This is a genomic window from Providencia sp. 21OH12SH02B-Prov (assembly GCF_027362595.1).
In the GTDB taxonomy this organism is placed as follows: Bacteria; Pseudomonadota; Gammaproteobacteria; order Enterobacterales; family Enterobacteriaceae; genus Providencia; species Providencia zhejiangensis.
The window spans coordinates 848236-866229 of record NZ_CP114796.1 but is presented as its reverse complement, the minus strand read 5'-3'; the positions used below and the strand labels follow the sequence as shown (position 1 = coordinate 866229).

General features: G+C 43.6%; 15 protein-coding genes and 1 riboswitch. Of the genes, 8 read left to right on the top strand and 7 right to left on the bottom strand.

The genetic code is table 11. From position 1 onward, the window contains the following. Positions 1–6 precede the first annotated feature (6 nt). Entirely contained in the window at positions 7–1167 is a 1161-nt protein-coding gene (locus tag O7C57_RS04120) for a glutathionylspermidine synthase family protein (RefSeq protein ID WP_154624209.1), read from the top strand. Positions 1168–1270: 103 nt separating this feature from the next. On the opposite strand, the gene ygiD is transcribed toward O7C57_RS04120, so the two are convergent. Together ygiD and ribB are read right to left on the bottom strand one after the other, a co-directional pair. Continuing rightward, positions 1271–2059: a 4,5-DOPA dioxygenase extradiol gene (gene ygiD, locus O7C57_RS04115; protein WP_247046678.1), complete on the bottom strand. Its 789-nt coding sequence runs from the start codon at positions 2057–2059 to the stop codon at positions 1271–1273. Between the two features lie 170 nt (positions 2060–2229). Then, a complete protein-coding gene (gene ribB, locus O7C57_RS04110) occupies positions 2230–2883 on the bottom strand; it encodes a 3,4-dihydroxy-2-butanone-4-phosphate synthase (RefSeq protein ID WP_247046676.1) in 654 nt (217 codons plus the stop codon). A 155-nt stretch (positions 2884–3038) separates the two neighbouring features. Then, a riboswitch (FMN riboswitch) is annotated at positions 3039–3189 on the bottom strand. A 308-nt stretch (positions 3190–3497) separates the two neighbouring features. Here ribB and ubiK point away from each other — a divergent pair. Next, positions 3498–3779 (top strand): ubiquinone biosynthesis accessory factor UbiK, encoded by a 282-nt coding sequence (ubiK, locus tag O7C57_RS04105; protein WP_154624206.1) that lies wholly within the window; start codon positions 3498–3500, stop codon positions 3777–3779. A gap of 65 nt (positions 3780–3844) precedes the next feature. Here ubiK and hldE read toward each other — a convergent pair whose 3' ends face one another. The 3 genes from hldE to O7C57_RS04090 form a co-directional block, all read right to left on the bottom strand. Continuing rightward, positions 3845–5272 (bottom strand): bifunctional D-glycero-beta-D-manno-heptose-7-phosphate kinase/D-glycero-beta-D-manno-heptose 1-phosphate adenylyltransferase HldE, encoded by a 1428-nt coding sequence (gene hldE / locus O7C57_RS04100; protein ID WP_154624205.1) that lies wholly within the window; start codon positions 5270–5272, stop codon positions 3845–3847. A gap of 71 nt (positions 5273–5343) precedes the next feature. Next, a complete protein-coding gene (glnE, locus tag O7C57_RS04095) occupies positions 5344–8205 on the bottom strand; it encodes a bifunctional [glutamate--ammonia ligase]-adenylyl-L-tyrosine phosphorylase/[glutamate--ammonia-ligase] adenylyltransferase (RefSeq protein ID WP_269723658.1) in 2862 nt (953 codons plus the stop codon). A 9-nt stretch (positions 8206–8214) separates the two neighbouring features. Beyond that, positions 8215–9177 (bottom strand): inorganic triphosphatase, encoded by a 963-nt coding sequence (locus O7C57_RS04090; RefSeq protein ID WP_154624203.1) that lies wholly within the window; start codon positions 9175–9177, stop codon positions 8215–8217. 345 nt (positions 9178–9522) lie between these two features. Here O7C57_RS04090 and O7C57_RS04085 point away from each other — a divergent pair, with 345 nt between their 5' ends. Together O7C57_RS04085 and O7C57_RS04080 are read left to right on the top strand one after the other, a co-directional pair. Beyond that, on the top strand, positions 9523–10140 hold the full coding sequence (locus O7C57_RS04085; protein ID WP_154624202.1) for a TIGR04211 family SH3 domain-containing protein: 618 nt from the start codon (positions 9523–9525) through the stop codon (positions 10138–10140). A 10-nt stretch (positions 10141–10150) separates the two neighbouring features. Next, positions 10151–11395 carry a multifunctional CCA addition/repair protein gene (locus O7C57_RS04080; RefSeq protein ID WP_269723982.1) on the top strand — a complete coding sequence of 415 codons (1245 nt, stop codon included), beginning with the start codon at positions 10151–10153 and terminating at the stop codon, positions 11393–11395. 33 nt (positions 11396–11428) lie between these two features. Here the strand turns inward: O7C57_RS04080 and folB are convergent, their stop codons facing one another. Beyond that, a complete protein-coding gene (folB, locus tag O7C57_RS04075) occupies positions 11429–11788 on the bottom strand; it encodes a bifunctional dihydroneopterin aldolase/7,8-dihydroneopterin epimerase (protein ID WP_154624212.1) in 360 nt (119 codons plus the stop codon). A gap of 239 nt (positions 11789–12027) precedes the next feature. Here folB and plsY point away from each other — a divergent pair, with 239 nt between their 5' ends. Then, positions 12028–12684, top strand: coding sequence for a glycerol-3-phosphate 1-O-acyltransferase PlsY (gene plsY, locus O7C57_RS04070; protein WP_154624201.1), 657 nt, complete (start codon positions 12028–12030; stop codon positions 12682–12684). A 188-nt stretch (positions 12685–12872) separates the two neighbouring features. Further along, on the top strand, positions 12873–14405 hold the full coding sequence (locus O7C57_RS04065; RefSeq protein WP_154624200.1) for a methyl-accepting chemotaxis protein: 1533 nt from the start codon (positions 12873–12875) through the stop codon (positions 14403–14405). A 134-nt stretch (positions 14406–14539) separates the two neighbouring features. Here O7C57_RS04065 and tsaD read toward each other — a convergent pair whose 3' ends face one another. Beyond that, complete coding sequence (tsaD, locus tag O7C57_RS04060; protein ID WP_249999275.1) at positions 14540–15568, bottom strand: tRNA (adenosine(37)-N6)-threonylcarbamoyltransferase complex transferase subunit TsaD; 1029 nt, start codon at positions 15566–15568, stop codon at positions 14540–14542. Positions 15569–15894: 326 nt separating this feature from the next. Between tsaD and rpsU the strand changes: the two genes are divergently transcribed. Together rpsU and dnaG are read left to right on the top strand one after the other, a co-directional pair. Next, positions 15895–16110: a 30S ribosomal protein S21 gene (gene rpsU / locus O7C57_RS04055; RefSeq protein WP_001144069.1), complete on the top strand. Its 216-nt coding sequence runs from the start codon at positions 15895–15897 to the stop codon at positions 16108–16110. A 117-nt stretch (positions 16111–16227) separates the two neighbouring features. Further along, positions 16228–17973: a DNA primase gene (gene dnaG / locus O7C57_RS04050; protein WP_154624198.1), complete on the top strand. Its 1746-nt coding sequence runs from the start codon at positions 16228–16230 to the stop codon at positions 17971–17973. The last annotated feature ends 21 nt before the right edge of the window (positions 17974–17994 follow it).

Here is a 17994-nt window from a genome sequence, read left to right as displayed (position 1 = left end):
TAAGTAATGAAACGAGTTCCAATTATTGAGCGCCCTGATTGGCGCGAAAAAGCAGCTGAATTTGGTTTTGGTTTTCACACTATGTATGGCGAACCATACTGGTCTGAAGATGCTTATTACCAATTTTCAATGGCGCAGATTGACGAAATTGAAGAAGTGACGGCTGAACTACACCAAATGTGTTTGAAGGTGGTTGAGCGTGTTATTGAAAGCGACGAGTTACTCACCCGTTTTCAAATTCCAAAACATTGCTGGGGCTTCGTACGCCATTCATGGAAAACGAGCCAACCCTCTCTCTATTCGCGTCTTGACCTAGCTTACGATGGTGTTAACCCACCTAAACTGCTGGAAAATAATGCTGATACTCCAACTTCATTATACGAGTCGGCATTTTTCCAATGGATTTGGCTAGAAGATCAATTAGAGGCAGGTAACTTACCTGAAGGTGCTGATCAGTTTAATAGCATTCAAGAACAATTGATCGAACGCTTCACCCAGCTTAAAGATCAACATGGTTTCCGCCTGTTACATATGGCGTGCTGCCGTGATACCGAAGAAGATCGCGGTACCGTGCAGTACCTACAAGACTGTGCTCATGAAGCTGGTGTGGCAACTGAATTTCTCTATATGGATGAAATCGGTTTAGGTGAACGCGGTGAATTTACGGATACACAAGATCAGATCATTAGTAATCTGTTCAAACTGTATCCATGGGAATTTATGCTTAGAGAGATGTTCTCAACCAAATTGGAAGATGCTGGTGTACGTTGGTTAGAACCTGCATGGAAAAGCATTATTTCCAATAAAGCATTATTGCCTATGTTATGGGAGATGTTCCCTGATCATCCTAATTTACTACCTGCCTACTTTGCCGATGGTAATCAGCCAGCATTAGAAAGCTATGTGGTAAAACCATTATTCTCTCGCGAAGGTGCGAATATCCGTGTTATTGAAAACGGTAAAGAAATCGCATCAGCGGATGGCCCCTACGGTGAGGAAGGAATGATCATCCAACAATTCCATCCATTACCACAATTTGAAGGTAACTATACCTTAGTGGGGAGTTGGCTGGTTAATGATCAACCTGCTGGGATTTGTATTCGTGAAGATAAAGAGCTAATCACTCAAGATCTTTCTCGTTTCTATCCTCACGTTATCATTGATTGATTCATCAACGGCATGTGAATGCATGCCGTTGACTTTCATGGCCACGATAAAACACACAATAATTATTTATCTCGCAACCAGAATAAAATAACGATTATCCATTTTATTCGCCTATCTGCACCGATAGCATACTCAATGAACCAGATACAATGCCTTCTGTCGGTGTTGATATCGGTTCTTTACCATCCCAGCAACCAATAACATACAGCAAAGGTAAAAAATGTTCAGGTGATGGATTTGAACGCTGACCATCTTCTCTTTCAAGAGCCTGTGTTAAAGGATGAGGTGACTGCTTGCTTCCTAAGTGCTCAATCACAAATTGTTCAAATGTACGCGCCCAAGGATAAGGCTTAGCCGCTGCATTTTGCCAATCCATTTCACGTAAATTATGTACCACATTTCCGCTGCCCATAATCATCACGCCCTGCTCCCTTAATAAAGCCAATTTACGCCCTATTTCTAAGTGCCAAGCGGCAGGTTTTGTGCCATCTATACTGAGTTGTACAACAGGGATATCTGCCTGAGGGTACATACGAACAAGGATCTCCCATGTACCATGGTCTAACCCCCATTCATGGTTATCTAAATAAACGGGTAATGGGGCTAATAAATTTGCAACTTGTTGAGCGAGTTCTGGGGAGCCGGAGGCAGAGTATTGCACTTGGTATAACGCCTCAGGAAAACCGCCAAAATCATGTATTGTTTTTGGTTGAGCCATCGCAGTGACAGCAGTTCCGCGAGTATACCAGTGCGCCGATACCATCAATATCGCTTTAGGTTTAGGTAAAGAGCGACCGAGAGCTTCCCATGCCTGAGTATAAGGATTATCTGACACGGCATTCATTGGGCTGCCATGACCAATGAAAAGAGCTGGCATTCTGTTCGTTGACATGATATTTCATGCTCCATCTTACGAATTCTATTGCCAGAATACTCAGTTTTAGGGTGAATGACAGTAAGGTAGGCTTGACTATCTTCATCAAATAAATTGAAAAAGCCACAAAGGTGTGCAACTTTGTGGCTTTCATCTTATAGGCTAAACGTTTCTGTATGTTATCTGATTTAGCTTGCTTTCTTTTCGACTTGTAAGCGATATGCAACTAAATCTTCAATGGTCAATACCGTCAGGTTGTGCTCTCTTGCGAAAGCGACAACTTCTGGAGCGCGCGCCATCGTGCCATCATCATTCGTCAATTCACACAATACGCCCGCAGGTTTAAAGCCGGCTAATGTTGCAAGGTCGATACTTGCTTCGGTATGACCACGACGTACGAGAACACCGCCATCACGACCACGTAATGGAAATACGTGACCTGGGTGGTGAAGATCCGCAGGCACTGCATTGTCAGCGATAGCGGCACGAATAGTGGTAATACGATCGGCGGCTGAAACCCCTGTCGTGACTCCTTTTGCGGCTTCAATCGTAACCGTAAAAGCGGTGTTATTTTGGCTCGTATTATTTTGAACCATCATTGGTAATTCAAGCTGCTTACGACGTTCTTCAGTAATGCATAGACAAACAATGCCGCTGCTATAACGGATTGTCATTGCCATTTGTTCTGGTGTCATCGTCTCAGCAGCAAAAACAAGGTCACCTTCGTTTTCACGATCTTCATCGTCAAGTACGAGTACGCCTTGACCTTGGCGCAATGCTTCAATAGCACGTTCAACACGTTCGATTGGATTACCGAATTCGGAAAGTAGCGTCTGATTCATGGTAAAAACCTCTTAAGTGATAATTTATTAGTTACCAGAATCAGGGCAGTCTTAGGAGTACGAGAACTGAATAAACACAATAGCCGTAAACGTGCTTTCTGCATATTCAGATATGAAAAGCAATACAGTGCCTAACAGCACAATGATGCTAATACCGTTATTCTCTCCCATCCGGACTATAACCGTCGGCTCCAGATTCACACTGGATCTGCTGACCTTTACCCTAATCGATGATAAAGCGCTCGCGGGCTTCATGCATAAGCATGTTACCGCCGGTGGGGACTTCCACCCCGCCCTGAGATAAGCGTCCCCAATATAGCGCCAATAATTATAACGTGCAACGGGCAAGCCTAAATTTGGCATTCAACTCACATTTTAAGTCAAAAAAATCAATAAAAAATAAGGCGCTAACAAGATAGCTCAATGCTTAATAACAAATTGGGCATGAACTTGTTAAAATGAGTGAATACAGAAACGAAAAGGTATCAAGGGTTAGCTTAACTTGCGATATCGTTAGCCTAACTTCATGTTCGGTAGGTATATGGGCTTTATTACAAAGCATTCTAGTATTACACTATCGGCAAATTGATCTTTTAAAACTTAAGGACCCGCGAATGCTCGATCCGAAAAAAATTGAACAAGTAGCCCGTCAAATTCAAGGCGCTTTACCAAAAGGTGTCCGTGATCTGGGTGAAGACTTTGATAAGAAACTACGCTCACTGCTGCAATCACAGCTTGGCAAGCTTGATCTGGTTAGCCGTGAAGAGTTTGATATTCAAACTCAAGTGTTGCTGCGTACTCGCGAAAAATTAGCGCAAATGGAACAGCGTGTAAAAGCGTTAGAAGAACGTTTTAACGATACAAAAGCGCTTGAAGAGAAACCGTCAGAACATTAATCATTTTCTGTAAGACCTGTGAATTTTCCTATCACAGGCCTTATCTCATGGATATTTAAGGGGTCTTAGCTACTTTTCATTATATTTTTTATGATATTAGTGGTCGAAATACCATCTTCAAAATTCAGGACTTTAACTTCACCACCCGCTGCCCAAACTTCTTCACTCCCCGCAATCTCTTCAGGACGATAATCGCCACCTTTAACCAGTACATCAGGAAGAACTTCACTGATTAAGCGTTGTGGTGTGTCCTCTTCAAAAGGAACCACCCAATCAACCGACTCTAGCGCGCCGAGCACGATCATACGCTGTTCCAATGGATTAACCGGACGAGTTTCCCCTTTTAAACGGCGTGTCGATGCATCACTGTTAACGGCCACTATAAGCCTATCGCCAAGCTTACGCGCATTCGCGAGATAAGATACGTGCCCTGCATGCAGAATATCAAAGCAGCCATTGGTCATCACAACACGTTCGCCACGCTGCCTCGCATTTGCTACGGCCTGTTTTAATTGGTTTTCATCCATAACGCCAAAACCATTATCAGCACGCCCGCGGATTGCATTTTCGAGTTCGATTGGCGAGACAGTCGAAGTTCCCAATTTGCCGACCACCACGCCAGCAGCGGCATTCGCTAATGCACAAGCTTCATGTAATGGACGACCTGACGCGATAGATGCGGCTAATACACCAATAACAGTATCCCCAGCTCCTGTCACATCATAAACTTCTTGCGCCTCAGTCGGTAAATGTAATGGGGGTTCATTACGGCGGATCAGACTCATACCTTGCTCAGAGCGCGTGATCAATAATGCAGTTAAATCGAGAGATTGCAAAAGATGCATTCCCTTCTCTTCAACATCTTGATTATCACGACAGCGACCGACGATCGCTTCAAATTCAGACATATTTGGTGTCAACAGCGTTGCACCACGATAGCGTTCAAAATCGTTTCCTTTCGGGTCGATCAGCACAGGAACACCCGCATTATTTGCCAACGCGATCATTTTCTGTACTTGAGAGAGCGCTCCTTTCGCATAATCAGAGAGCACTAACGCTCCGATATTAGGTAAGGCTTGCTCAATGCGTTCCAGCATTGGTTGTACATCAACATTTTCAAAGCCTTCCTCAAAATCAAGGCGTAGCAATTGTTGATTACGTGATAAAACGCGTAATTTTGTGATCGTGGGATGTGTTGGGATAGGCACAAAGTCACAACGTACTTTAACGGCATGCAAGCTGTCAGTTAGGGCTTTAGCCGCATCATCGACACCCGTTAAGCCGACAAGATAAGATTGCGCCCCTAATGAAGCAATATTCATTGCAACGTTTGCAGCACCACCAGGACGCTCTTCAACCATGTTGACTTTAACCACCGGAACCGGTGCTTCTGGTGAAATACGACTTGCTGGACCATGCCAATAACGATCTAGCATGACATCACCAACAACAAGTACGCCTGCTTGTTTATAATCAGGGAGTATCACTTTCATCCCAAAACTCCAGTTTTCAAAAGGAAGCTATCATTAATTAATGCGATATTATCACAAAGCAATAGTTCGCGTTAATCACGCTGTTCACCTACCCCCAACCATTTTGCCCAACTTGCTAGCACCTGTTCCCGTTCAGCAACAAACCGGCTGATATCAACACGGCTAGGCAACGACTGTAAAGCAAGATGATGCAGTTCATCACGCATGGTGACATAGGCTTGAGTGAGGGCATTCGCTTCATCCGCGGCCATTAAATGATTTTGTACCATCAACTCAAAAATACGGACATTATCCGACCAACGCGTTAATGTGGGATTCTCAGATGCATAGCGTAAAACGAGATATTGTGCGATAAATTCAATATCGGTAATTCCACCGGGATCGGCTTTTAAATCAAACTGATCCTGTTGATGACTCCCTAAATGCTGATGCATTTTTAGCCGCATATCACGTACTTGTTGACGCAACGTTTCTGCCTCTTGTGGCATACATAAGGTTTCATGACGAATTCGATGAAATTCTTGTTGCAGTTTGGCATCACCAAAAACCATTCGAGCACGAATTAAAGCTTGATGCTCCCATGTCCAAGCTTCATTTTTTTGATAATCATCAAAGGCTTCAATAGTGCTGACTAACATGCCTGACTCACCTGATGGCCTTAAACGTGCATCCACTTCATACAGCACTCCTGAGGCAGTACGAGTGCTAAACAAATGAATAATGCGTTGGGCGACACGCAAATAAAATTGTCTGGCATCGATAGAACGGTCGCCGTTCGTCACAACGCCCATAGGACAATCAAATAAAAACACTAAATCTAAATCAGAACTGTAACCAAGCTCCCATCCCCCCAATTTTCCATAACCTAATACTGCGAAACCATATTGCTTATTTTCTTCTTGGGCTAGGTGCGCAGGCTCGCCATAGCGTTTGACCATTTTTTGCCAAGCTTGGCGGACAACAGCATCAATAATCGCCTCAGCCAAATACGTTAAGTGATCACTCACTTTCATAACAGGCAAAACACCCGTAATGTCTTCCGCTGCGATACGCAATAATTGCGCTTGCTTAAATTGCCTTAAAGCCTCTAGTTGTTGCTCTTCATCATCTTCAGGCACGCGCATTAAATATTGACGCAATTCATCACGATATGAGGTTAAAGGTAATGGTTGGTAAAGGGATTTAGGATCAAGTAATTCATCGAGCAATAAAGGGTGGCGAGCAAGTTGCTCTGCTATCATCGGAGATGCCGCACATAAACGAATAACATGCGTAAGCACTTCATCAAATTCAAGTATCAACTCTAAGTAAGTTGTTCGACTAACAATACTCAATAGCAAGGGTGTTAAGCGCTCAATGACTTGCCCCGCATCTGCCCTTTCCCCAACTTTTGCCAACAATTTTGGCATTAACTCATCAAGGACGTCTCGCCCTCGAGGGCCTATAGTGCGTTTATTGAGATCATGGCGGAACATCAAAATGCCATGGATGATTTTCTGTGCTATCTCTTCATCTTGAGAAGGCAAATAAGGCGCGAGTTCGTCTTTAGACAACTCGCCTTGCCACAGTGTGATATAAATTTCATCGAACGTATCTTGATTATCGTCTTCGTCATCCTGACCAATTTGCTCAGTAAAAACATGATGAACCATCGCCATTCTTTGCATTAGCGCTTGATAGAAATCATTCCAGCACTCAAACCCCATTCCCCACGCCAAACGCGTTTGATTAAGCGCATCATCAGGAAGCGTTTGGGTCTGTTGGTCATCAATACTTTGTAATAAGTTTTCAATGCGTCGCAAAAATAAATAGCTATCCTCTAGTTGCTCTACTTGCTCATCAGGAAGCAACCCAAGCTCACGGATACCTTTCATCGCTAATAATAATGATTGAGACTGCAATGCGGGTTCACGCCCACCACGAATTAATTGGAACACTTGGGTAATAAATTCAATTTCTCGAATACCGCCTGCGCCAAGTTTAATGTTATCAACCAAGCCACGGCGTCTGACTTCTCGCTCAATCATATTTTTCATATTACGTAGCGATTGAATCACACTAAAATCAATATAGCGACGATAAACAAAAGGCCGCAGTAGCCGACGCAAAGTATCTGTATAATGTAGGCTATCTGGCCCCATAATACGGGCTTTGACCATGGCGTAACGTTCCCAATCACGCCCCTGTTCTTGATAGTAATCTTCTAAAGCGGAGAAACTGAAAACCAAAGGCCCACTATCGCCGAATGGACGTAAACGCATATCAACACGATAAACAAAACCATCAACAGTGACTTGGTCGAGTACGCGGATCAATTTTTGTCCTAAACGGGTAAAAAATTGCGCATTATCGAGTTCTTTGCGTCCCCCACGGGTCACGCCATTTTCGGGATAAGCAAAAATCAAATCGATATCAGAAGAAAAATTAAGCTCCCCACCCCCCAGTTTTCCCATGCCTAAAACTAATAATGGCTGTGGATTTCCTTCACTATCGCTAGGCGTGCCCCATGATTGACAATATTGCTGATATAGCCAATCCCTTGCTGCAACGATCAACGTTTCGGCTAGCTGGCTCAATTGTTGTAATGTTTCATTCTCAGTGCTGACATTTAATGTCTGCATCCAAGCAGCCCTGACTAACATTTGGTGACGAAATATTCGTAACACCCGCATCAAATGCTCTTCATCGACAACCGATGCAAGATCCTCGGCCAACCAAGATGTGTAATGTTGCCATTCATCAGGCTTTGGCTTGGATTGACGGATATTTTGCAAAAAGCGAGAGTGGGATAACACCTGCTTTAACACAAAATCACTGAAGCTTAAGACCGTCATTTCTTCATCGTTCAATGGCAACAATTCACTTTGCTGATCCGCTAAACGTGCGAGAACGTGTTGACGTTGGCGATGTAATAATTCAGGGAAAGGATGCATATCAACACCTTAATGAATATCAGTATACTTCAAAGCAATTAGCCATTGCGTAAAGGCTAGCTTACATTTTAACCAACGACTGCTGTAGCAAAAGGCTTCCGCACTTAAGCTTTCATCTGCGAGGTCGGCTCTAAGCTGGTCTAATGGGATATCTTGGATAAACTGTGGTGCAGAATTGCGATAGTGGACTAAGAATGCTTGGACAAAACGCAAAAATACATCAAACCCTTCACGAGCTGCGGTTTCATCTGCCAGCCAATAAGCCTCATGCTGTTGGCATAACTGCTGTATATGCAACAACGCTTGCTCTATTGGCAGCTGTTCATAATCGAATATCGTTTCAGGCTGTTGCAGTGGAGCCTCTTCGGTTTGCATCAAAGAGTATCCTCTAGCCGCTTTCGAGGCGGAAGACAGGCGTAGGCCGTCAATATCTGCTAACTTTTTTGCTAAATTCAGTACGTCAGCAACAAAACCTTGTTTGAGTTCCAACTCAAATTCTTGAATAGGCAGTTCACGGGCTCCAGCGGAGATCTCTCCTTGGTCAAAAACAATTTCAATTTCACTGTCTTCAAATGTTACCAACCACTTTTCACGCATAAAATGCGTACTAAACAGAATGTGTAATTGAGATTGTAACTGTTGCGTATCCGTTCCTTCCGGCCAAATTTCGGTAGGAAAAGCAGCTAAATTCAATTCTGGTACATCAATGTCCACATTATATTCAGGACGTTGATGTAATCCGCCGATAACTTGACCCGCGGTTTTTATCGTCATTTCATAATGACCATCACAACCACGAATACGTAAGCCCATATCCCATTGACGGAGCAAGCGATCTTCGCTATCGAAATAAATGTTAGTCAGTTTCTTAGGCTCAATATGTTGGTGGGCAAGCGTCGATAAAAATTGGCGTACTGGCTCTATTGCGGCAGTTTGAGCAGCCAATTTAAGTTCAACTTCGATGTGGCTCATACATTTCCTTAATTGATAATATCTCTGACATCATATTACCCCAATCAGCGTAGAGTGAGAAAATAAAGCGCACTGAAACCAAAAATTCTATCGTCTCTATTTATTCCAGATATTTGTGTCAAGAAATGCAAGGAATTATACGCTATATAGTGAGTTAGGATAGTTCCCATTCTGGTTTTACATTTGCACACGCAAACTTAACTCTTTAGTATCTATACTCGTCGTACTTCAAGTTGTAGCATGAGTTAAACACTTATCGACACGCTGTATCTCGAATTATGTAAAGTAGATCTACACACATATGCCGCATTCATTCACCATAAAGAATAGAAAGTAAATACGATTATGCGAAAAATACCATTATTACTCCTTTCAATCATGGGGCTAAGCCTATCAGTCAGCACCTTTGCGGCTGAAAAACGCTATATTTCTGACGACTTATCAACTTATGTGCATAGTGGACCAGGAACGAAATACCGCATTGTTGGTACGCTCAATGCGGGTGAAAGTGTTGAATTGATTTCAACGGATGGTAATTTCGCTCAAGTCAAAGACGAACGCGGGCGCACAGTATGGCTGCCAGAAAACCAACTTAGTGACACCCCCAGTATGAAAGTTCGTATTCCTGAGTTAGAAGCCGAAAATCAAAAATTACGCCAGCAACTCGAAAACATTGATAGCACTTGGAATACCCGAACCGCTGATATGCAACAACGCGTCGCTGATAACGATAAAATCGTCAATCAGCTGAAAGCAGAAAATGAAAAACTGAAAAACGAATTGATCAAATCAGGTAAGAAATTAGAAATTGCCGAGGTCAATCTGGATGATCGCCGTCGTGAACTTATACTACAATGGTTTATGTATGGTGGTGGTGTTGCAGGTGCTGGGCTTATTTTTGGTCTGATCTTGCCACATATTATTCCACGCCGTAAAAAACGTAATGACCGTTGGATGAGCTAACACGTTAATGATGAAAATATATCTGGTGGGCGGAGCCGTTCGCGATGAATTGCTTGGGCTTCCAGTCTCCGATAGAGACTATGTGGTAGTCGGGTCAACACCCGATGAGATGTTGGCACAAGGTTTTCAACAGGTGGGAAAGGACTTCCCTGTATTTCTGCATCCGAAAACGCATGAAGAGTATGCTTTAGCCAGAACAGAACGTAAAACAGGTTCTGGCTATACTGGATTTAGTTGCTATTCAGCGCCAGATGTCACTATTGAGGATGACCTTTTACGTCGCGACCTCACCATTAATGCCATCGCTAAAGATGACCAAGGCCAACTCACTGACCCCTATCATGGGGTAGATGACCTCAACGCACGTATTCTACGCCACGTTTCCGATGCCTTTGCTGAAGATCCACTACGTATACTGCGTGTTGCACGTTTTGCCGCACGTTTCTCAGCACTGGGGTTTCAGATCGCGCCTGAAACCATGACGTTGATGCAAACCATGACCGCATCCGGTGAGCTAACACATCTCACCGCAGAGCGTGTTTGGGCCGAAACTGAAAAAGCGCTGAGGTCAAACTCGCCACAGGTCTACTTTGAAGTATTGCGTCAATGCGGTGCCCTTGCGGTTCTGTTCCCTGAAATTGATAATCTGTTTGGTATTCCAGCTCCAGCCAAGTGGCACCCTGAAATTGATACGGGTATCCACACTCTCATGGCATTAGGTATGGCAGCAGAACTCAGCTCTGACGTCGACATTCTCTTCTCTGTACTCTGCCATGATGTCGGTAAGGCACTCACACCAAAACATCTTTGGCCTAGCCACCCTAATCATGGTGAAGCAGGTGTCGCGCTGATAGATAATTTATGCGATCGATTGAAAGTTCCCAATAGTGCTAGAGAGCTGGCACGACTCAGTGCCCGTTTTCATGACAAAATCCATGTGATTAATAGGCTAAGCGCGACAGAACTCATTCAATTGTTTGATGGATTGGATAGTTGGCGTAAACCTGAACGAATTATTCAGTTAAGCCTAATCAGTGAGGCTGACGCACGTGGACGAGCTGGCCTTGAACAGCAAGCTTACCCACAAGGAGAATTCCTGCGCCAAGCCTTTGCCACCGCGCAAACAGTCAGTGTTAAACCTATTATCGAGCAAGGCTTTCAAGGGCCACAAATCCGCGAAGAACTCACTCGTCAACGTATTGCACATGTAGAACAGTGGCGACAACAACAAACCACCTTATCACTTCATCCATAATCATTGGCGGTAGTTGACCGCCAATGACAGGAGTTAAGCCCTTTTAGTGCCTCTTTCAATCACTACACCGACACTTTTAGCGCGGGCAACGGCACCGGGTTTAGCGACTTTAATGCGCACCCAAGGACTACAAAAGTCATTTAATAAAAGTTGAGCCACCTCTTCAGCAACTCTCTCTACTAAGCCAAATTTATTTTTGCTAACATGAGTTATGATGGCTTGGCTAATTTGCGCGTAATCGAGACAATCTTTTACTTTATCGCTCCTTGATGCTCGTTTGTTATCCCATCCCATTTCGATATCGAGCACCAGTTTCTGCTCAATTTCTTGTTCCCAGTCATATACACCAATAGTGGTGATGACTGATAATTGTTCAATAAATACGATATCCATCACGTCATTTTCTCGTTTATGTGCTGAATTGATACCACTTCTTGGAAAATGTGCGTATTATCCAAGAAGTGAAATAAATTGTGAATCTACGCTCGTTATACTTCAAGTTGTAGCATTGTTGACTACGCGCATTTTGCACGAGTCACAGACCGATATTGCTCTAAGCGGCTCATTAACTTGTCGCCTAGCTGCAACTCGAATTATTCAGAGTCTTTACACTAACTGTTTTGGAGTTAGCTATGAGTGCAACCGCGCTTGGCATGATAATCTTTGCCTACCTTTGTGGCTCAGTTTCGAGTGCTATACTGATCTGCCGATTGGCAAGATTACCCGATCCTCGTCAACATGGCTCAGGTAACCCCGGAGCAACAAACGTTTTGCGTGTCGGCGGTAAATTAGCTGCTGCTGGTGTCCTCATTTGCGACATCCTCAAAGGGATGATACCCGTTTGGTTGGCTTACTATTTAAAAGTTCCACCATTCTATCTTGGCTTTGTCGCAATTGCAGCTTGCCTTGGGCATATTTATCCCGTTTTCTTCCGTTTTAAAGGAGGAAAAGGCGTCGCGACAGCATTCGGTTCTATTGCGGCTATCGGTTGGGATCTCTCTGGAGTCATCGCTGGTACTTGGCTGCTGACTGTGCTTCTCAGTGGTTATTCATCATTAGGCGCTATTGTTGGTGCCCTACTTGCCCCCTTTTACGTGTGGTGGTTTAAGCCAGAATTCACCTTTCCCGTTGCGATGCTCTCGTGTCTTATCTTGGTACGTCACCATGGTAATATCCAACGACTATGGCGAGGCCAAGAAAGTCGGATTTGGCAAAAACTAAAAAATAAAAAGAAAAAAACGGCGAAAGAGATAGCCCAAGAAGCAAAAGAGCAAGAACAAGAGGATTAATATTAAAAGGCTGTAATAACAGCCTTTTTTTCACATCTCACTGTATTTAACCAAACTCTGTACCAAACTTAAGGCATATTGCGAAAAAAATAAGATAAACTTCAAATAATTCTAAATAATGCCTAATGATAATTTGAAATAAGTCGAAATATACCATTGAGAAACTCAACAATTATAATGGTGTACTTATGACGAGCATTCCTTTTATTACACAAAACGAATATCAACTAGAAGACGATACCACCCTCATGACCACTAGCGACTTAGAGGGAAATATCACACACGCAAACGATGACTTTATAAAAGTTAGTGGTTATTCACTTTCTGAACTCATGCATCAGCCTCACAATATCATCCGCCACCCCGATATGCCTAAAGCGGCATTTGCCGACATGTGGAACACGTTAAAAAATGGCGAACCCTGGACGGGGATAGTGAAAAACCGCCGTAAAAATGGTGACCACTATTGGGTGAGAGCCAATATTTGTCCGATGGTGAGAGAAGGCGTGATGACGGGTTACATGTCAATTCGCACTAAGGCTTCACGCGAGGAAATTGCCGTGGCTGAGCCACTCTATCAATCATTAAATGAAGGTCATCGTCATCGCAAACTTCATAAAGGATTGGTGCTGACGTCGTATTGGTTTAGCCAATACCCCGCCCTGTCAATACGCTGGCGAATTCGCGGACTCATGCTGCTATTATTAACAACGTGGATAAGCTTGGCTGCGTTATCAAGCCTGCAAGGCTCTGCTCTTTTTCTCACGACACTGCTCGCTTTAATCATACTGGGCACCGGTAATTTCTTACTTGAACAGATGATTGCCAAACCTATTGAAAATGTAGCCAAACAAGCACTTGATGTTGCTAGAGGTCAGAAACATAGCATCAATCCTCTACATCGTGTTGATGAAATTGGCATGATGTTACGCTCTATTGGCCAGTTAGGATTAGTCTGTCGTTGGCTAACCAATGATGTGTCTTGCCAAATTGGCAATGTACATCAAGAAAGTGAATTATTAGTAAAAGACTGTGATGAGCTTGAGCAACACACGCAAAAAACCGTTGGCTATGTACAACAAACCGTTGCTGCAATGAACCAAATATCCGTTTCAGTACAAATGAATGCTGAAAATACAATTCGAGCAGATAAACTGTCCAGCGAAACCAGTGATACCGCGTTACATGCGGCAGAAGCCATGAAAAACGTGGTACACACCATGGATGAGATCGTTCACAGTACCAGCAAAATCAACGCCATAACCGATGTGATAAAAACCATCGCTTTTCAAACCAATATTTTGGCACTCAATGCCGCGGTTGAAGCGGCCCGAGCCGGAGAGCAAGGAAAAGGCTTTGCCGTTGTCGCCGATGAAGTGCGTAGTCTAGCCAGTCGCAGTGCCAGCGCGGTTAATGATATCCGAGATCTTATTGATGACTGTGAGAATAAAGTGCACTCCGGCAAACTTCATGTTCATACCACCGGAGACACATTACAAGACGTGGTCAATCAAGTACAAAATGTGACCCAATTAATTAATCACATCAGCCATGCAACCTCTGAACAAGCCGCTGGACTGACAGAAATCACTCAAGCGGTATTTGAACTTGAGTCGATCGCTCAGAAAAATACCATTTTGGTAGAACAAAGTGCCAACGCATCAGAAATCGTCCAAAAACATGCCATACGACTTGATGATGCCATTGTTATTTTACATTAATCATCAATGAATTAGCGTCATAAAAACGCTATTTTTGATTAAAAACAGAAGGGAAATAACACAGTAAAAAATCAACGGTGACTCACCATAATACCTAATGTCGCCGTTGATTTTTCTTAATCAATCCGGATGGCTTATTGATCACTTTCCACTAACGGAGGTAATTCTGCCAACGGCCAACGAGGACGAACTGTGATACCTAATCCCGTTGTTGTGCCACCTTTTAAACGAATTAGCCCAGCTAATGCGATCATGGCACCATTATCGGTACAAAACTCAGGGCGTGCATAAAATGCTTCACCGCCGCGTTGTTTCAACACCTCTTCCATTTTGGCGCGTAATGTGCGATTTGCGCTAACCCCGCCCGCCATCACTAAGCGTTTAAAGCCTGTTTTCTCAAGTGCACGCTTACATTTTATTGCTAACGTATCGACAACCGCATCTTCAAAAGCACGGGCAATATCCGCACGTGTTTGCTCATCGTCTGCATTTTCTCGAATGGTATTTGCTGCGAATGTTTTTAAGCCTGAAAAACTAAAATCCAGTCCCGGGCGATCGGTCATTGGCCGTGGAAAAACAAAGCGCCCTTGCGTACCTTGCTGCGCCATACGTGATAACGCTGGACCACCCGGATAATCTAGCCCTAATAGTTTTGCTGTTTTATCAAATGCTTCGCCCGCTGCGTCATCAATCGACTCACCAAGTAATTCATACTCACCAATACCCGTTACGCTAATTAACTGGGTGTGTCCCCCCGAAACGAGCAAAGCAACGAATGGAAATTCAGGGCTTTTCTCTTCAAGCATAGGAGCGAGTAAATGCCCTTCCATATGATGAACAGCAACTGCTGGCACGCCCCATGCAAACGCGAGCGAGCGTCCCACTGTCGCACCAACCATTAATGCTCCAACAAGCCCTGGGCCTGCTGTATAAGCGACAGCATCGATGTCGGCACTTGTCAGGTTGGCTTGTTTGAGCGCAGCTTGAATCAGTGGAACCGTTTTACGAATGTGATCGCGAGAAGCCAGTTCAGGGACCACCCCACCGTAGTCAGCATGGACTTTTATCTGACTGTATAATTGGTTAGCTAATAGACCGGCCTTATCATCATAGATTGCGATTCCGGTTTCATCGCAGGATGTTTCGATACCTAAAACGCGCATTGCACTACCCTTGTTTATTGCATAAGGCAAAGTCTACCATTAAATTCAATCTATCGTATAATTTATGATGCCAAAAGGCTGACTTTTCCTGTTGTATAGTCTATAATCACTACCCTGTAATAAATTTCGTGTGGCTAATTTCATTATTACCCTACTTCGCTGTTTTTTTCATCAAATAAAACAACGAACTGGTAATCTTGTGTGTTTCAATTTTATACGGCACTTTACAAACCCGTACTCATTGAAGTAAAATTCCGCACCATTTTAAATGACGGCTGGTTGAATAAAGCCAGCAACAACCCGATTTCTATTGAGGTGAGAGGCACATGCCGGTAATTAAAGTACGTGAAAACGAGCCATTCGACGTTGCACTGCGTCGTTTCAAACGTTCCTGCGAAAAAGCAGGAGTCTTAGCTGAAGTACGTCGTCGTGAATTCTATGAAAAACCAACGACTGAGCGTAAACGCGCTAAAGCATCTGCTGTTAAGCGTCACGCTAAGAAACTGGCTCGCGAAAACGCACGCCGTACTCGTCTGTACTAATTTGGGCGCGGTAGCCACCGCAACCATAGCAGGCAGTATTAGTTAGCAGTTAAAGGCCGTGCTTTCCTGAGGGAAGCGCGGCTTATTATCGTTCATCAACAGGCGAAAAAGAGGCTTATGGCTGGACGAATCCCGCGTTCATTTATCAATGATTTGTTAGCGAGAACCGACATCATCGATTTAGTCGATGCAAAAGTCCCGTTAAAAAAACAGGGTAAAAATCATCACGCGTGCTGTCCGTTCCATAACGAAAAAACACCTTCTTTCACCGTAAATAGTGAAAGGCAGTTTTATTACTGTTTTGGCTGTGGTGCACATGGTAATGCGATCGACTTTTTGATGAATTACGACAAACTCGACTTTGTCGAAGCCATCGAAGAACTTTCTGCTTTACATGGCCTTGATGTTCCTTATGAAACAGGAACAGGCGCAAGCCAAATCGAACTTCATCAACGGCAAAATTTGTACCAATTGATGGAGAAAATAAACCATTTTTACCACGCTGCCTTAAGTCATCCATCGGCAACTAAAGCTAAAGATTATTTAAGCCAACGTGGTTTAACAGCTGACATTATTGAGCATTTTTCGATAGGTTTTGCCCCAGCGGGGTGGGATAATTTGCTCAAAAAATTTGCTGTAAACCCAGAAAGTCGCAAACAGCTTGATGATGCAGGCATGTTAGTGACCAATGATAATGGCCGTACTTATGACCGATTCAGGGAACGAGTCATGTTCCCAATTCGTGATCGTCGTGGTCGTGTTATTGCTTTTGGTGGCCGAGTTTTAGGTGATGCGTTACCTAAATATTTAAACTCGCCCGAAACCGATATCTTTCATAAAGGCCGTCAATTATTTGGTCTCTATGAGGCGACACAACACAGTAATGAACTTAATAAGTTACTGGTTGTTGAAGGCTATATGGATGTCGTGGCGTTAGCCCAATATGGCATCCGTTATGCGGTTGCATCACTCGGTACCTCGACAACGTCTGAGCATATTCAATTGCTCTATCGTTCAACAGATACTGTTATTTGTTGTTATGACGGTGACCGAGCAGGAAGAGAAGCAGCGTGGCGTGCACTTGAAACAGCACTGCCTTATTTGACTGATGGCCGCCAGTTACGATTTATGTTTTTACCTGATGGTGAAGATCCTGACTCTTTAGTCCGCAAAGAAGGTAAAGAGGCATTTGAATTACGAATGAATGACGCGCAAACATTATCGTCATTTCTGTTCGACTCACTCGTACCACAGGTTGATTTAAAGACACAAGAAGGGAGAGCAAAATTTAGTAAACTTGCCATCCCTTTGATAAAACAAATACCTGGTGAAACATTGCGCCTCTATATGGCACAAGAATTGGGAAATTTTATCGGTATACCTGATATTTCTCAGGTTCTTGCTATGATTGATAGAGAGAATGCTGAACCGGTCAGTTACCAAGCACCAAAATTAAAACCAACCACAATGCGAATTTTAATCGCTTTGTTGGTGCAGAATCCGAGTTTTTCGGAATCCGTTCCCTCATTAGAGGGGATCGCCCATATTCAAATGCCGGGGCTTTCTCTATTTCAGGAATTGGTCGATGTTTGCCAATCCAACCCCGGAATGACGACTGGGCAGTTGCTTGAGCTGTATCGTGATAATAAATTTGCGAATCAACTTGAAAAACTGGCAACTTGGAACGATATAGAAATAGAGGAAATAGCGGAAAAGACATTTAAAGATGCTTTAAACCATCTATTTAACAGCGCGCTTGATGAGCGTTTTGACTATTTGATAGCCAAAGAACGAACTGAAGGGCTGACCCCAGAAGAACGCGCCGAAGTCCGCCTTATCACACTGTCACGTGTGAAAATATAATGAATACCAAACGGCTTAAGT

Excerpts from the sequence above, each read along its gene's own strand:
- O7C57_RS04120 (WP_154624209.1), top strand. The coding sequence starts at position 7 with ATGAAACGAGTTCCAATTATTGAGCGCCCTGATTGGCGCGAAAAAGCA.
- ygiD (WP_247046678.1), bottom strand. The coding sequence starts at position 2,059 with ATGTCAACGAACAGAATGCCAGCTCTTTTCATTGGTCATGGCAGCCCA.
- ribB (WP_247046676.1), bottom strand. The coding sequence starts at position 2,883 with ATGAATCAGACGCTACTTTCCGAATTCGGTAATCCAATCGAACGTGTT.
- ubiK (WP_154624206.1), top strand. The coding sequence starts at position 3,498 with ATGCTCGATCCGAAAAAAATTGAACAAGTAGCCCGTCAAATTCAAGGC.
- hldE (WP_154624205.1), bottom strand. The coding sequence starts at position 5,272 with ATGAAAGTGATACTCCCTGATTATAAACAAGCAGGCGTACTTGTTGTT.
- glnE (WP_269723658.1), bottom strand. The coding sequence starts at position 8,205 with ATGCATCCTTTCCCTGAATTATTACATCGCCAACGTCAACACGTTCTC.
- O7C57_RS04090 (WP_154624203.1), bottom strand. The coding sequence starts at position 9,177 with ATGAGCCACATCGAAGTTGAACTTAAATTGGCTGCTCAAACTGCCGCA.
- O7C57_RS04085 (WP_154624202.1), top strand. The coding sequence starts at position 9,523 with ATGCGAAAAATACCATTATTACTCCTTTCAATCATGGGGCTAAGCCTA.
- O7C57_RS04080 (WP_269723982.1), top strand. The coding sequence starts at position 10,151 with ATGAAAATATATCTGGTGGGCGGAGCCGTTCGCGATGAATTGCTTGGG.
- folB (WP_154624212.1), bottom strand. The coding sequence starts at position 11,788 with ATGGATATCGTATTTATTGAACAATTATCAGTCATCACCACTATTGGT.
- plsY (WP_154624201.1), top strand. The coding sequence starts at position 12,028 with ATGAGTGCAACCGCGCTTGGCATGATAATCTTTGCCTACCTTTGTGGC.
- O7C57_RS04065 (WP_154624200.1), top strand. The coding sequence starts at position 12,873 with ATGACGAGCATTCCTTTTATTACACAAAACGAATATCAACTAGAAGAC.
- tsaD (WP_249999275.1), bottom strand. The coding sequence starts at position 15,568 with ATGCGCGTTTTAGGTATCGAAACATCCTGCGATGAAACCGGAATCGCA.
- rpsU (WP_001144069.1), top strand. The coding sequence starts at position 15,895 with ATGCCGGTAATTAAAGTACGTGAAAACGAGCCATTCGACGTTGCACTG.
- dnaG (WP_154624198.1), top strand. The coding sequence starts at position 16,228 with ATGGCTGGACGAATCCCGCGTTCATTTATCAATGATTTGTTAGCGAGA.